Here is a 14,013-nt window from a genome sequence, read left to right on the forward strand (position 1 = left end):
ACGCGATCACCATGCCGTGCGGCCTGTGCGTTCAATACGACACCGCCAAGCGCGCCGCCCTCCGTGCGGGTGACTCGACGGCGCATGCCGAGTACACGAAGGCGCGCGAGATCCACTTGCGTACCATGCCCCACCCCGTGAGGGAACCGCACCGTCGGTGAAAGGAAGCGAGAACATGACAGCCCTCGTGGAACGGCCGATCACTCACCCCGTACAGCTCACGACCCTGGAACTGGAGATCACCGGCGGGTGCCAGCTCACCTGCACTCATTGCCTCGCGTCGTCCAGCCCCCAAGGCACGCACGGCACCATGACGTTCGCCGACTGGCACACGGTGGTCGGCGACGCGGCGGTACTGAACATCCCGCATGTTCAGTTGATCGGTGGGGAGCCGACGTTGTACCCCCGCTGGGTGGAACTGGTCGAGCACACCCTGGATCTGGGGATCGGGGTCGAGGTGTACAGCAACCTGTTCCATGTGCGGCCGCAGTGGTGGGAGGTCTTCGGCCGGAGCGGTGTCACGCTCGCGACCAGCTGCTACAGCGACGATCCCGCCGAACACGACGCGATCACCACGCGCGCCGGTAGCCACCGGCGCACGCGCGACAACATCGCCGAGGCCGTCCAAAGGGGCATCCCGATCCGGGTCGGGATCGTCGAAGTGCTCGACGGACAGCGGGTCGAGCAAGCACACGCGGAGCTCACGGCCATGGGCGTCCAGCGGATCAGCACGGACCGGGTACGCGCTGTCGGGCGCGCGGCCGGACGAGAAGCCGCGCCGACCGTGGACGAACTGTGCGGGCGGTGCGGGCAGGGGAAGGCGGCGGTCCTCCCGGACGGGAGCCTGGCCCTGTGCGTCATGTCGCGGTTCATGCCGTGCGGCAACGTCAGGGAAGCACGCCTCACCGATCTCGTCGGCAGCGAGCAGTGGTGGCAGGCCGTCGGTCTGGTTCCGGCGCCTGGGGCCGGTGGCTGCGCCCCCGATGACTCCGCCTGCCAGCCCGGTCAGACCGCCTGCCTGCCGAAGTTCCCCAACATCCCCCAGGACGGCCCGCGATGACGGAATGGCAGGAGCACGCCGCGCGCCTCGCGGATGAGGTGACGCATCCTCAGTCCCGCTGGCGCGACGCCGTGGCCGGAACGCCTCGTCACCTGTTCGTGCCCCGGTGGTGGTGGGCCGAGCGGACCGGAGCGCTGCTGGCCGACGGGCAGGGCGACCCCGATCTGTGGATGCGCGTGGCGTACAGCGACCTCACGCTGACCACCCGGCTCGGCACCTTGCACGCCGACCACGCCAAGCCCGACGACCACCCGGAATGGCGGCCCACGTCGTCCTCCACCCTGCCGTCCCTGGTGGTGCAGATGCTTCGGCACGCCCGTCCCGATGACGGCATGGACGTACTCGACGTGGGTACCGGGTCCGGCTACTCCGCGGGGCTGCTCTCGTACCGCTTCGGCGACCGGCGCGTCACGAGCGTCGACGTGGACCCCTACCTGACCGAGGCGGCCCGCGAACGGCTCACGGAAGCCGGGCACCGGCCTGACCTGGCCACGGTGGACGCCACGGGAACGCTGCCCGGCACCTACGACCGCATCGTCTCCACGGTGTCCGTACCCCGCATCCCGGCGTCCTGGCTCACCGCCCTGCGGCCGGGCGGGCGGCTGGTGACCACCATCACCGGAACATCCCTGATCATCGGCGCGGACAAGACCTCCGACGGGGGAGCGGTGGGACGGATCGAACGCGACTGGGCCGGGTTCATGAGCACGCGCCACGGCGCCGACTACCCGCCCCGTCTCATGGCGCGGTTGCCCCACGTACGGGACCAGGACGGGGAAGAAGTCACCACCGGTCGCTACCCCGTGCTCAATGTGGCCGACGCGTGGGAGGTACAGACCCGGCTCACCCTCGCCGCGCCCGGGATCGAAACACACTTCGAGGACCACGGGGGGCAGCGCACGGCGTGGCTGCTCCACGCGGACGGCTCATGGGCACGGGCCGAAGGGCGCCCGGCCGATCCACCGACCGTCCACCAAGGCGGTCCCCGCCGTCTGTGGAACGTACTTGAACGCATCCGGCACATGCTCAACGCGGAGGGCGGCATCGGCTTGTACGGCAGCCGCGTACGCATCGAACCGGATGGCGTGTGCCGTATCGCGCGCGGCGACTGGGAGGCCACCCTCGAATGAGGGCGCGCGAAGCCTCAGCCCTGATGACGCGCACGAAGTCGACGACGTGTTGCCCCGCTTCCGCAGGGCTCGGGGAAGCGGGGCCAACAGGCTGGGCTATGAGTGATGCCGGGTATGCGCTACAGCAGGGCTGCTACTGCGGCGGGGAATTCGACTACCCCGTCCGTGGCCTTGGTGCCCAACTGCTCGGTGACGGAGTCGAGCTGTGCGCGATTGATCTGGCGGGAGATGACGGTGATCCGGTCCTGGAGCGTGCCGGCCACGCCAGGGCCGGTGATCGTCCCGCTGTAGCGGATAGCGCCGACGGCGCTGCCGAAACCAACAGCGACGATGAAGTCGCCGCCGGTGATGCGGCGCATCACCGTCTCTCGCTGCAGCCAACAGGTGTATCCGGGCTGGACCGGGATGGTCAGGTAGTCCTTGAACGTCTCGTCCCTCCGCCACTCCTGGCTGTAGGAGGTGGTGACCGAGACGTTGACGACCGAGAAGAGACCTGCTTCCACCGTCGCGGAGACCGAGAAGCTCTTGGTGGTTCCGACGGTGGCCTCACCGCCGATATCCCGCGTGATCACATCAGGCGTGCTGTAGCCGACACCAAGCCTCAAGTGATAGAGCCCTCGAATCGATTGATGGCTCCAAAGCTTGTCGCGTGGCGATCTGACGGATGATGAGTGGGCCCTGGTCGAGCCGCACCTCCCACTGCTGGGGGAGATCGCGGAGGGGATGGCGGTGCTGGGGCGGGTGGCGCGGCGGCCGGGGTGGCCGGGTGATTCCGGGGATGGTGGGCGTTCGGGGGCCCGCCCGTGTGCGGGTGGGTCCCCGAACGGGTGGGCGGTGGTTATGGCCGCCAGATCACCGCGGTGTGCGTGGGGCTTCCCGGTGTCGGGAAGGTGATCCGGGCGCCGACGGTCACGCCGGCGTTGTTGATGGACGTGGCGTAGGAGTTGCTGCCGTCCGGTGTCACGTTCAGTTCGGTCAGGCTCCCGTCGGCCTCGTAGCGGAGGGCGAAGCGGTGCTGATCGGACGGGGACTTGGCCCCGGTGTGCCCGACGGAGACACCGGCGTCGTTGACGGCGACGGCCGTGGTGTACTCGTACGCGGAGCCGATCGCCGTGGCGGTGCCGTCGGGGCTCCAACTCGTGGCGGTGTAGTCGATGTTGTCCGCTCCGAGCTGCCGACCGACGGCGGTGCCCGAAGCGTTGACGGCGTTCGCGTTGGAGCGCGGGCCCAGGTCCGTAACGGTGCCGTTGGCGCCCCAGGTCACGGAGCGGGACTGGCTGATCGTGCCACCGGTCGGCACGGCCCCCCGCGCGAGCACGGTGCCGGCGTCGTTGATCTGGACGACCCATGCGGTGGAGTAGGCCGAGGCCGGGTCGAGCGGGACGGGAGTGCCGTCCGGGTTCCACTTCACGGGGTGGTAGGCGTTGTAGTCCGAGAAGGACACACCGGCGACCGTGCCCGAGCTGTTGACCGAGAGGGCGAAGGTGAGGGTGTCACCCTTGAGCGGAGCGAGCTGGACGGCCTGGCCGTCCGGGCGCCATTTCACTGCGTGGTAGGTCCCGCCGAGCGCGGACTCTCCCACCGCGATACCGGTGCGGCTCATCGCGCGGAAGTCGGCGCTGGTGTCGCCGGGCAGCGGCTGCAGTTGGGTGACCGCGCCGTCGGGCGCCCAGCGCACCGTGTGGCTCCCCGACGAGCCGGCGGCGGTGCCGTCTTCGCTGACGGCCTCGACATAGCCCATCGGGTCCCCGGGCAGCAGCGGGAGTGTCGTGGGGCTGAGGTCCGGGTTCCAACGGACCGGAGACATCCGGTTGTTGGGACCGGTGGTGTAGCCGACGATCACCCCGTTGTCGTTGATTGCGGCGGGGTAGCTCGAGGTGGCGCCGGGCGGGAGGGGCAGGTCGGCGGCCGCGTTGGCCGTCGGGCCGGTGTCGGCCGACGCGCTGCCGGCCGTGGCCAGGGTGAGGGTGCAGACGGCGGCCAGGGCGATGGTGGCGGCGCCCGCGGACCGCAGGGCTCTTATGCCTGTGCTCATGACGTGCGTTCCTCGTCTCGTGGACTTCATCGGAATGGCACTGTGGTGATGCTGTGTCATGTTTCGCGTGGAGAGAGCCTGTGCGCCATACTGTTCGATGCACAGGAACTTCACTCAATCTTCACGAAGTTCGGCCTGGAGCGTCTTCGTAGTTCGGATCTTCAGGTTGGTCGGAGGCTGCGGATCCACAGGATCGCCCCGCGCAGATGGAGTCCGGCGAGGTAGCTCTCGGGCGTCTTGTCGTAGCGGGTGGCAGCCCGCGCCACGCGCTCCCGGTACAGCACCGTGTCGTGGGTGACCGGGCGGCCGCCGCGAGAGCCCTTCTTCCTGCGGTTGGCAGCCTGGTCCGCCTTCTCGGGGATGACCGCCTTGACCTTCCGGTTGCGCAGGCAGGCGCGGTTGGCGCGGGACGAGTACGCCTTATCCGCAGCGACGACGTCCGGACGGGTGGGCGGCCGCCCGACGGGGACGCGGACTTTGATGCGCTCCACCACCGCGCGAAAGCGCGGGCTGTCGGCGGCCTGCGCTTCTTCGGCGGCGTCACCGGGCTCGTGGTGCGGCGTTCGGTGGAGTCCACGCTGACCAGTTCCAGGTCCACCTGCCCGCGCAAGGCGACGGCCGCGATCATCTGCTCCATCAGGCGCGCGAAAACGCTCCGCAGGGCCCACTCATCATCCGTCAGATCGCCACGCGCCACGCGGCCAGTAGCCGAAGCGCCTCTTCGGAGCTGGAGCCCGCATCGGCGGTGTAGACGCTCAGCCGCTGGTCCGGGTCGGCGGGCAGGGTGAGGGACTCGTAATTGAGGGTGAGCGGGCCGACGATCGGGTGGTGGAAGTGTTTGCTGCCGTGCGTGTGCCGGTACACGTTCTGGTCGGCCCACCAGCGGCGGAAGTCCTCGTCCTTGATGGAGAGTTCGCCGACGAGTTCGGCCAGCAGTGGATCGTGGGGATGGCGTCCGGCGTCTCGCCGGAGCGAGGCGACAATGTCCTGGGCGTGGGTGTCCCAGTGGGTGTACAGCGAGCGGGCGGTCTCGTCGCAGAACATGAACCGCACCAGGTTCCGCTCGCGGTGCGGCAGCGCGTCGAAGTCGGTGAGCAGCGCACGTGCCATCCGGTTGGACGCGAGTACGTCCAGTCGCCGCCCCAGCACAAGGGCGGGGGTGTGCTCGAGGATCCGGAGCAGGTCGCGCAGCCCCGGGCGGACCGGCTGCGGGCGCGTCGCCGTGCGGCGGGGCCTGCCCGCGGCGGGCTTGGCGAGCTGGAACAGATGGGTGCGTTCGACGGGATCGAGGCGTAGCGCGCGGGAGATGGCGTCCAGCACGGTCTCGGAGACGTTCAGCCGGCGTCCACGTTCCAGGCGTACGTAGTAGTCGACGCTCACGCCCGCCAGTTGCGCGATCTCTTCGCGGCGCAGTCCGGGCACTCGCCGGGAGCCGCCGTCGTCGGGCAGGCCCGCCTGACGCGGGGTGATCCGTGCCCGCCGGGAGCGGAGGAACTCACCGAGAGCTGTGTTGCGGTCCATACCGTTCACGATAGGGCCCAAGATCGCCCCGACGGCCCGCGAAGGGGGGACTGGCAGTCCCCCGGTCCGGCTGTCCCCAGGGCGAAGCGGACCCCCCGGAAGCCGGTCAGCGGCCGATTCCGGTGCTGAAGTGGAACGTGTCGAGACCGACCGGGCGGGCCTGACCGCCTCGGGTCGGCCTCTGTTTCGCATCGTACGAAGGGAACTCCTGTGTCGGACACCAAGACATTCCTGATCACCGGCGTCAGCACCGGCCTGGGCCGCGCACTCGCCCGCGCGGCGCTGGCCGCGGGCCACCGGGTGGTGGGCACGGTGCGCACGCCCGCCGACGCGCGGGCCTTTGAGGCGCTCGCCGGCGACGCGCATGCCCGCATCCTGGACGTGACCGACCATGACGCGGTGGACACGGTCGTGGACGAGACCGAGCGCGACCTGGGCCCGGTCGACGTACTCGTCGCCAACGCCGGATACGGCCATGAGGGCCTCTTCGAGGAGTCGTCGATGGACGACCTCCGCCGTCAGTTCGAGGTGAACGTCTACGGAACCGTGGCGGTGATCAAGGCCGTGCTGCCGCACATGCGGGAGCGCCGTTCGGGCCGCATCATCGCCGTCACCTCGATGGGCGGGCTGGTCACCATGCCGGGCCTCAGCTTCTACCACGGCAGCAAGTTCGCGGTGGAGGGCATCCTCGAAACGCTCGGCAAGGAGGTCGCCGATTTCGGCATCCATGTCACCGCCGTCGAGCCCGGCAGTTTCCGGACCGACTGGTCCGGCCGCTCGATGATCCGCGCACCCCGTGCGATCGCCGACTACGACGAGCTGTTCGAGCCGCTGCGCGCCCGGCGCATCCACGGCGGCGGGACCCAGCCGGGCGACCCGGACAAGGCCGCGGCCGCGGTGCTGCGCATCGTGGCGGCCGGCCGGCCGCCGAGGCGCCTGCTGCTCGGCACCGACGCGCTTCGATTCGTCCAGGCCGGACGCGACGCCTTCGAGCGCGACATGCTGGCATGGGCCGAGCTGTCGGTCTCCACCGACTTCGACGACGTCAGCCGGTCCGCCTGACGTCACTCGCTGTCGGGCCCCCAGCGCGGGGGCCCGACAGCGGCCGCCATCACCGAGCCGGCCCGCTCACCCGATGCTTCGCAGGGCCGAGTGCGGTCAGTCCTGGCGCAGATCCCCGTGGCCGTTGCGGGGTTTGGCCGGCTGTTGCGGGTCGTAGCCGGGGAAGGGGCGGTCGAAGAGCCAGTTGTAGAGCATCTCGCGACAGATCTGCGGCTGGAAGGCCGGCACCTCGTGTCCGGAGTCGGGCACGCTGACCTGGGTCAGGTTCCTGTGGCGGCGGACGAATCCCTTGGGGTTGCCCTGTGCCTGCGTCCATATCAGCCGGGGAGCGTTGCGCCACTCCGCGTGCTCGTGCTCGCCCTTGTGTTTCATGAGCTTGTCGAGGATCTCCTCGGTGCTCCGGAAACCGCAGGCGGTGTCGAAGTTCCCGGTGTAGAGGAGGGTTTTGTAGCCCTTGCCGAGGATCTCGGTGTACAGCCCGGAGCAGTCGGCCATGTTGTCCTTGACCAGCCATTCGGCCACTGGTCCCGCGTTGTCGGCGCATTGCCAGGCGATGTCCGCGGGAACGTGCAGGGACCGCTTCACCTCGTCGCTGTTCAGGTAGGCGCGCAGTGCCCCCATGGGCAGATCGTCCCAGCGCCGCACGTCGTAGAAGTCGAAGTTCCCGCCGTACGTCAGGGTCGTGGTCACCAGGTCGTTGCCGAGCCTGGTGGCCTTCTCCATTTCGCCCGCTTCGAGGGCGGCCTGGAAGACGGTGTAGGAGTCGTACAGGGAGTGTTTCTGGCCGATGCCGATGAATCCGGTCGTGTAGGCGTAGTCGATCAGGACGCGGAGCGACAGTTCGGGCTTGATCCAGCCGTTGCCGACGGAGATCCCCTTCAGGTTGATGCGCCGTCCGCCCGCCTTCTCGTGGTTCCGTTTGTCGATCTCCAGGGCGATCGCCGGCACGTACTTGCCCGCGTAGCTCTCGCCGCAGACATAGAGCGGGCATTGCGCGTATTCCGGGTGCGCGTCGAAGAACTTCTGCAGGCCCGCCCAGAACATCCGGCTGAGGGCGCGCTCGTCCTGGACGTACTCCCCGACGTCGGAGTAGCTGTATCCGGTGCCGAGGGGCTGGTCCCAGAAGACGACGTGTGCCTCCTGGTTCCAGGTGCCGGGATTCACCGATATCGTCCCGGCGGCGTCGTCGCCGATGGACAGCGGCCCGTTCTCCAGGAAGAGTCCCAGCAGGGAGGAGGCGCCGGGCCCGCCGTTGAGCCAGATCAGCAGCGGCGTCCGGTTGATGAGTTCCTGTTGGTCGTGGACCGCGACATGAGGGTTGCAGGTCTGGCTCTCGAAGAACCAGTAGAACAGGTGGTTCTCGGTCCCCGGGTGTTCCGTGCTGTCGATGTGCGCGTGCCCGGCGTAGGAGCGCACTTTCACGTCGACGCGCTGGGTGTTGAGGACGTTCGCCGGAACCGAGACGACGAGGTCGTCTGAAGACATGGTTCACCCTCCGTTCGGCAGCGGGGTCAGGGAGCCAGGGGGCGGCGCCGCAGGGACCGCGTGTAGGAAGAGGAGCGGTTGAACAGCCCGGCCGTCCGTGCCGGGTCCTCCAGGACCCCGATGCGCTGCCCCTGGAGCAGTTGCAGGGCGGGGAACCTGCCCTTTTCGAACAGCAGGATGTTCAGCGATCCGCCGTACATGAAGTTCCCGATCTCGTCGCCCTTCTTCACCGGGACCGGGGTCTCGATCGGGCCCTTGAACTGGGGCAGGAAATTCACGGAGGCGATCGAGTTGAGGCCGACGGGCACCATCCCGACGTACCCTTCGCCGTCTCGCTTTCCCGACGCGGGATCCAGGTACTCCGTCCTGATGATGATGTATCCCCGGCGGAAGTGATCGAACATCTCGTAGTCGTAGTCGTAGCCGACGTTCCCCTTGTCGAGCAGTTCGGGGAAGTCCCGCATCCCGTAGTACACGCCGCCGAGGTTGTCGCGGGCCTCCACCACGTCACCCGTCACCGGGGCGTGATACCGGTGGTAGCTGTCGGGCATCAGGATGCACGACACCGCCGTACCGCCGACGAACCTTTCGGCGAACATGGAGTTGCCGAGCAGCTGCGCGACGTTCATGGTCACGTTCTTGACCGGGATCGGCGTGGTCTCGGTCAGCTCATCGACGATCATGTTGATGACACAGTCGGCAGGGGCGACCACCACGCTTTTGTCGCAAGGGGCGTCGACCGGCCGCCCGTGGCCCCCCTTGATCTCCCGGATGAAGAACTCGTTGAAGCTCTGCCAGTCCTCCTGCTCGAAGTCGGCCATGCGCTTCGGCCCGAGCTCTTCGATCCACCTGTTGATGAGCTCCTTCGCCCGCGGACCCTGCTCGTCCATCTGCTTGCCGCGCAGACGGGTGAAGTCGGCCATCATCTTGAGGCCCGGACCGCAGGTCACGAAGACCATGCCGTATTCGTTCTCGTAGTTGAGCCAGCTGAACTTCTCGATGTAGTCCAGCCCGCTGTTGACCCCCGGCTGCCAGTGGTACCACTCCTTGAAGAAGTGACACAGGAAGTGGAAGTCCTTGTTCTTCCAGTCGCACCGCACGGCTTCCGGTGTGTCGTCCGGGTACGGCACCACGTTCCTGACCGCCGCCTCGTACATGGTCCGGAAACCCTCGTGGTCGGTTTTGTGCCACCTCTTGATTTTTTCGAGAAACGCTTCGAGGGTCTCCGAATACGATTCTTCGCTCTGCGTCATTTCCTGGTTCCTTCCGCGTGCGGGGATGCCGGGCGGCAGCCGACCGGTGGCGGTGCCGCCCTGTGCGCCGCCGCCCAATGTGCCGTGTCCCCGGGGCCGGGGCGAGCGCGCAAAATGGCCACCAGAAGGCATGTGCACCAGGAGGCACTGCCGCTCCAGCTCCCTCAAAGCGACGTCACTTTCCGGCCGTGTGACGGGAGTTGGAGCCGAGCCGTTCCCGGCGGCGCTCCGACCGTTGGCCTGTGAATACCGGACACCGCGTCGCGCCTGGGTGACGTGACTACGTGCTGGTGGCCGTGCGAGCGCGCGGATGAGGAAACGGCCGGTACAGGGTCGACAGCGTCGGTATCTCCGACCGTACTGTCGTGGACATGCCCGAATCCAGTGACAGGAGTCGAGGATGAACGTGTTCAAGCGAGCGGGCTCGGTGCTGGGAGCCGCGGTGGCGGCCGTGGCGCTGTGCGGCGGGGCGGTCGCCGCGAGCCCTCAGCCCGTAGCGTCTGGCTCGACCGGTAGCACCCTCTCCGCCACCGGCCCGGCGGCGGGCAAGGCCCCATCGATCAAACGGACGTTCACCCTCACCAGCATGAGCTCCAACGCCGCGGGAAAGTGTTTGGACGTCTGGGACTGGGGAAACGGGCCATGGATCCAGGTCTGGGGCTGCCATGGCGGCAGTAACCAGTCCTGGAACGTCACGTGGAACAGCGGCAGTTCGAGTTGGACGATCCGGAGCAACTCGAGCGGCAAGTGCGTCGACGGCTACCGGGGCCGCGGGAATCAGCTCGTCCAGTACCCGTGTGACAACACCAGCACACAGTCCTGGAACGCATCCGTGGCCGCCAACGGGGCCTACCGGTTCGAGAACCGTGGCAACTCCGGGCAGTGCATGGACATCTACGACTGGGGCCGCGGCAATGTCGTCCAGCTCTGGGACTGCGGAGGCCAGGACAACCAGTGGTGGTCCTACAACTGACATACGGAAAACGAGACCCTCGACGGTCCGCCGTCGAGGGCTCGCCCATGACCCTGAAGACCCAAGGTTGAGGAACACACCGAGTGCGGCGGCACTCGGCCTCCCCGTCGGACGGTGTCCGGCGGTTCTGGACCGTGACGGAGCTTGTCGGCGGACAACCGCCGCGGAAAAATGAGCAGATGACCCAGCCCGCCCCGGTCGAAGCACCCACGGCGTGGAACGGACACACCCTCGACGAGGCGGACTGGCTGCTCCCGCTGCCGCCCGCTTGCTCGCGCGCACTGGACAGCCGGGGGGAAGACACGGGATCCACCGAGGCGTCTCCCGAGCCGGCACTGGCGGATCTGGCCATGCGTGTCACCCATCGCCTGCTGAACGGCCTCGGGTTCGTCGTGATCCGCGGTTGGCCGGTGGGCGGCCGCACCGACCAGGAGTGCGCCGCGATGTTCCGGCAGCTCGCTGCCTTGCTGGGCACTCCGAGACCAGCGGACTCCGGTGGCTTCGTCACCGTGGCCGACAACGCGGGACTGGGCAAGACCGACCTCGCTCTGGCCCCGCACACCGACCGGACCCCGGCACCCCGTCCTCCAAGGCTGCTGGGACTGCTGTGTGTGCGACAGGCGGCACAAGGCGGGGAGACGCTACTGGTCAGCGGCCATACCGCGCACAACAGGCTGCTCACCGACAACCCCTGGGCCCTGCCTCGCCTCTACCAGGACTTCCACTTCGGCCGGGGAGCCGGCTTCGACCGGCTCCGCCCCGTCTTCCAGCGGCACGGCGCCGGCCTGCGCGTGCATTACAACAGGCGCGGGATCGAACGCGCCCAGCACGGAGCCGGCGCGCCCCTGACCCCCGACGAACAGGCAGTCCTCGACGCTGTCGACCAGATCCTGTCCGACCGTTGCGCGGTCCTTCGCATTCCCCTGCGCCCAGGAGACCTTCTCTGGCTGGACAACACCGTCGTGCTGCACGGCCGCACCGCCTTCACCGACCCGCCCGCCCCGTACGCCCGTAGATGCCTGGCCCGTCTGTGGGTGGACTGAAGAGCAGGGCGGGCGGTCAGACGTTGGCCGGCGCCGGTTTCCTCTTCCGACTGGGGGTGGCCCCCTTCCGCGCGAGACGCCTGGTCATGAGGGTGATCGCGGCCCAGGTGATCAGGGCCGGGGTCTGCACCCCGGCCCCATCTGGTCGGGCGATATCTGGTCGGGCGACGCGAAACGCCGGACGGGCTGGATCCAGCCCGTCCGGCGTTCGAGGACGACGCGGCGGAGCCGTGTCGCGGGGCCCCGGGTGTCAGTGGCGGCAGGCCCGCGCCAGTGCCGGGACGAAGCGGGCGGCGTCAAGGGTGCCGACGCCCGTCGCCATGTCGTAGCCGTCGACCGCCTTGTAGCCGACGACGCCCTGGTAGCTGTTGTCCGTGCCGTCGTTCACGTCGACGATGCCGGTGCTCGCCGAGTGGCGGCCGTACAGGGAGTACAGCGCGTCGTGGATGTTGCCGAGACGGTGCCCGGCGGCCTGGTCGGCCAGGGCCACGATGCCGGAGAACAGCGGGCTGGACTCGCTGGTGCCGCCGGAGACGTCCCAGCCGGTGGCGGTCGGGTCGTAGCTGGAGTAGACCCAGGCGCCGCCGTCGACCGCGGCGGCCATGGAGATGTCGGGGGTGCCGCGGCGGTCGCCGACGACGTCCTTCACGACGTCCTGGAAGCCGGGCCGGGCGAAGACGTGCGACTGGCCGCCGCCGCCCGCGCCGTGGTCGTTGTAGACGCTCTCCGGGGCGGTGCGCCTGCCCGACTCGTCCAGGTGCAGCTGGGTGCCGCCCACCGAGGTGACCAGCGGGTCGGAGGAGGGCCAGGAGTTGACGCGCTCCTTGTAGTAGCCCTTGCCGTCCGCGGTGTTGTCGGTGGCGCCGCCGTCACCGGAGGAGGCGAGGACGGTCACGTTCTTCCGCGCGGCCGCCTTGAAGGCGTACCGCAGGTCGTTGATGCTGGAGAAGTCGCCCTTGTCGAAGCCGGGGAACGTGTTCTCCGTGGCGCCGAAGCTCTGGGAGATGACGTCGCCGACCCCATGGTCGATCATGAACTTCTCGGCGGACATCATCTCCGGCAGACCGGTGACGCCCTCGGTCTCCGCGACGGCCGTCTCCACCAGCACGATCTTCGCGTCGGGCGCCACGGCGTGCGCCATCTCCACGTCGAGGGTGGTCTCGCCCGCCCAGCCGGTCATCTCCGTGTTCTTCGGGTCGAACGCCGGGACGTTGCCCCACTTGACGACCTGCACCTTGGTGCTGGGCATCCCGAACTGCTTGCTGTAGACGTCCAGGTCGTGCTGGACCGTCGGCGAACCGAACGAGTCCACGATGACGATCGTCCGGCCCTTGCCCGTGATCCCGGCCTTGTACAGCGGGTTCAGGTTGTACGCCGCGCGGTACTGGAGCGGGGTGTAGCAGGCGATCTTCCACTTGGCCCGGCACTGCTCGATCGAGAGCGGGCTGCCCTCGGCGCGGGCCAGCGTGTGTCCGGCGACGGCCGGGACGACCTTGGCGTGCGGGGCCGCGGCGGCGGTCGTCGTGGTGGCCGGCAGGGTGGCCGTCGCCGCGGCGACGAGAGCGGCGGTCCCGGCCGCTGCGGCGAGGCTGCGCGTCCGGGGGCGGGCTATGTGCATCGGGTCTCCTCTTGGAGGTCGAGCCGTGAGGTGCGGCTGTCGTGATCACACCGGGAGGGTCATGTGCAGGACAAGGCTGTTTGGTTCTTGATGCCGAATGCTTTACCTGGCGCCGAATCCTTGGGGGATTCATGGCCATCCCATGGGCGCGGGAACCGTCTCGCCGGGGACAGGAGCCGCCGAGGATGCGCTCTCTGAGCCGTACGGGGAGACACTGGTAGGTGAGCCCCAGGGGGCGGGTCGGACCGGATCCCGGAAGGAAGAAGGCACCCACCATGGCTTTCCGCAAAGACCCTCTGACAGGCCGGGCGCCGGACGCGTCCGCGACCGCGACCGTGTCCGCGTTCTCCGTGGGCATCCTGCTGCTGCGCCTCATGCTCGGGCTGACCATGATGGCCCACGGCTCGCAGAAGCTCTTCGGCTGGTTCGGCGGCGGCGGGATCGACGGGACGGGCAAGGCGTTCACCGAGCTCGGCTACCCGGCGGGCAAGGCCATGGGTGTCGTCGCCGGACTCAGCGAGGGTCTCGGCGGCGCCGGGGTCCTCCTGGGGCTGTTCACCCCGCTCGCGGCCGCCGCGGTCCTCGGCACGATGATCAACGCGCTCGACGTGACGTGGGAGGGCGGGTTCTTCGCGCCGAACGGCGTGGAGTTCACGCTCCTGGTGGCCGTCGCCGCCGCGGCGATCGCCCTCACGGGACCGGGCCGTTACGCCGCCGACCACTACCTGCCGGTACTGCGCGACCACCGGCTCTCGTACGGAGTCGCCGCGATCGTGCTGGCGGGCGTGGCCGCCTGCGCGATCCTCCTGACCCGGGACTGACCCCGGGACTGG

Annotated in this window: 12 protein-coding genes and 1 pseudogene; 6 read left to right on the top strand and 7 right to left on the bottom strand. The window is 68.8% G+C overall.

Annotated elements, in window-relative coordinates; translation table 11 throughout:
* Positions 1 to 175 precede the first annotated feature (175 nt).
* Both ACWD4A_RS13020 and ACWD4A_RS13025 read left to right on the top strand, forming a co-directional pair.
* The gene (locus ACWD4A_RS13020) at positions 176 to 1,060 is read left to right on the top strand and encodes a radical SAM/SPASM domain-containing protein (protein ID WP_451193059.1); all 885 of its coding nucleotides are present in this window, start codon (positions 176 to 178) and stop codon (positions 1,058 to 1,060) included.
* A complete protein-coding gene (locus ACWD4A_RS13025) occupies positions 1,057 to 2,190 on the top strand; it encodes a methyltransferase domain-containing protein (RefSeq protein ID WP_451193062.1) in 1,134 nt (377 codons plus the stop codon). Before ACWD4A_RS13020 ends, ACWD4A_RS13025 begins: the two co-directional genes overlap by 4 nt.
* A gap of 119 nt (positions 2,191 to 2,309) precedes the next feature.
* On the opposite strand, the gene ACWD4A_RS13030 is transcribed toward ACWD4A_RS13025, so the two are convergent.
* The 4 genes and pseudogenes from ACWD4A_RS13030 to ACWD4A_RS13045 form a co-directional block, all read right to left on the bottom strand.
* Positions 2,310 to 2,762 (bottom strand): hypothetical protein, encoded by a 453-nt coding sequence (locus tag ACWD4A_RS13030; RefSeq protein WP_451193065.1) that lies wholly within the window; start codon positions 2,760 to 2,762, stop codon positions 2,310 to 2,312.
* 266 nt (positions 2,763 to 3,028) lie between these two features.
* Positions 3,029 to 4,225, bottom strand: a complete 1,197-nt coding sequence (locus tag ACWD4A_RS13035; protein WP_451193067.1) for a hypothetical protein — start codon at positions 4,223 to 4,225, stop codon at positions 3,029 to 3,031.
* Positions 4,226 to 4,386: 161 nt separating this feature from the next.
* Positions 4,387 to 4,749, bottom strand: a pseudogene (locus ACWD4A_RS13040) (transposase); the annotation flags it as partial.
* 154 nt (positions 4,750 to 4,903) lie between these two features.
* Entirely contained in the window at positions 4,904 to 5,746 is an 843-nt protein-coding gene (locus ACWD4A_RS13045) for a helix-turn-helix transcriptional regulator (RefSeq protein WP_451193070.1), read from the bottom strand.
* Positions 5,747 to 5,956: 210 nt separating this feature from the next.
* Here ACWD4A_RS13045 and ACWD4A_RS13050 point away from each other — a divergent pair, with 210 nt between their 5' ends.
* The gene (locus tag ACWD4A_RS13050; RefSeq protein WP_451193073.1) at positions 5,957 to 6,808 is read left to right on the top strand and encodes an oxidoreductase; all 852 of its coding nucleotides are present in this window, start codon (positions 5,957 to 5,959) and stop codon (positions 6,806 to 6,808) included.
* Positions 6,809 to 6,904: 96 nt separating this feature from the next.
* On the opposite strand, the gene ACWD4A_RS13055 is transcribed toward ACWD4A_RS13050, so the two are convergent.
* Positions 6,905 to 8,293 carry a S10 family serine carboxypeptidase-like protein gene (locus ACWD4A_RS13055; protein WP_451193075.1) on the bottom strand — a complete coding sequence of 463 codons (1,389 nt, stop codon included), beginning with the start codon at positions 8,291 to 8,293 and terminating at the stop codon, positions 6,905 to 6,907.
* Positions 8,294 to 8,319: 26 nt separating this feature from the next.
* Positions 8,320 to 9,546 carry a phosphatidylserine decarboxylase gene (locus tag ACWD4A_RS13060; RefSeq protein WP_451193078.1) on the bottom strand — a complete coding sequence of 409 codons (1,227 nt, stop codon included), beginning with the start codon at positions 9,544 to 9,546 and terminating at the stop codon, positions 8,320 to 8,322.
* 400 nt (positions 9,547 to 9,946) lie between these two features.
* Here ACWD4A_RS13060 and ACWD4A_RS13065 point away from each other — a divergent pair, with 400 nt between their 5' ends.
* Both ACWD4A_RS13065 and ACWD4A_RS13070 read left to right on the top strand, forming a co-directional pair.
* Positions 9,947 to 10,519, top strand: a complete 573-nt coding sequence (locus ACWD4A_RS13065) for an RICIN domain-containing protein (RefSeq protein WP_451193081.1) — start codon at positions 9,947 to 9,949, stop codon at positions 10,517 to 10,519.
* Between the two features lie 179 nt (positions 10,520 to 10,698).
* The gene (locus ACWD4A_RS13070) at positions 10,699 to 11,562 is read left to right on the top strand and encodes a TauD/TfdA family dioxygenase (protein ID WP_451193084.1); all 864 of its coding nucleotides are present in this window, start codon (positions 10,699 to 10,701) and stop codon (positions 11,560 to 11,562) included.
* Between the two features lie 250 nt (positions 11,563 to 11,812).
* On the opposite strand, the gene ACWD4A_RS13075 is transcribed toward ACWD4A_RS13070, so the two are convergent.
* Positions 11,813 to 13,180: a S53 family peptidase gene (locus ACWD4A_RS13075; RefSeq protein ID WP_451193087.1), complete on the bottom strand. Its 1,368-nt coding sequence runs from the start codon at positions 13,178 to 13,180 to the stop codon at positions 11,813 to 11,815.
* Between the two features lie 275 nt (positions 13,181 to 13,455).
* Between ACWD4A_RS13075 and ACWD4A_RS13080 the strand changes: the two genes are divergently transcribed.
* Positions 13,456 to 14,001, top strand: a complete 546-nt coding sequence (locus tag ACWD4A_RS13080; protein ID WP_451193090.1) for a DoxX family protein — start codon at positions 13,456 to 13,458, stop codon at positions 13,999 to 14,001.
* Positions 14,002 to 14,013: the final 12 nt, after the last annotated feature.

The sequence above is a fragment of the Streptomyces sp. NPDC002537 genome (genome assembly GCF_053594975.1).

What these genes read in the sequence shown, in the direction of transcription:
- ACWD4A_RS13070 (WP_451193084.1), top strand. Translation starts at nt 10,699, where the DNA reads ATGACCCAGCCCGCCCCGGTCGAAGCACCCACGGCGTGGAACGGACAC.
- ACWD4A_RS13020 (WP_451193059.1), top strand. Translation starts at nt 176, where the DNA reads ATGACAGCCCTCGTGGAACGGCCGATCACTCACCCCGTACAGCTCACG.
- ACWD4A_RS13035 (WP_451193067.1), bottom strand. Translation starts at nt 4,225, where the DNA reads ATGAGCACAGGCATAAGAGCCCTGCGGTCCGCGGGCGCCGCCACCATC.
- ACWD4A_RS13065 (WP_451193081.1), top strand. Translation starts at nt 9,947, where the DNA reads ATGAACGTGTTCAAGCGAGCGGGCTCGGTGCTGGGAGCCGCGGTGGCG.
- ACWD4A_RS13080 (WP_451193090.1), top strand. Translation starts at nt 13,456, where the DNA reads ATGGCTTTCCGCAAAGACCCTCTGACAGGCCGGGCGCCGGACGCGTCC.
- ACWD4A_RS13025 (WP_451193062.1), top strand. Translation starts at nt 1,057, where the DNA reads ATGACGGAATGGCAGGAGCACGCCGCGCGCCTCGCGGATGAGGTGACG.
- ACWD4A_RS13060 (WP_451193078.1), bottom strand. Translation starts at nt 9,546, where the DNA reads ATGACGCAGAGCGAAGAATCGTATTCGGAGACCCTCGAAGCGTTTCTC.
- ACWD4A_RS13045 (WP_451193070.1), bottom strand. Translation starts at nt 5,746, where the DNA reads ATGGACCGCAACACAGCTCTCGGTGAGTTCCTCCGCTCCCGGCGGGCA.
- ACWD4A_RS13075 (WP_451193087.1), bottom strand. Translation starts at nt 13,180, where the DNA reads ATGCACATAGCCCGCCCCCGGACGCGCAGCCTCGCCGCAGCGGCCGGG.
- ACWD4A_RS13055 (WP_451193075.1), bottom strand. Translation starts at nt 8,293, where the DNA reads ATGTCTTCAGACGACCTCGTCGTCTCGGTTCCGGCGAACGTCCTCAAC.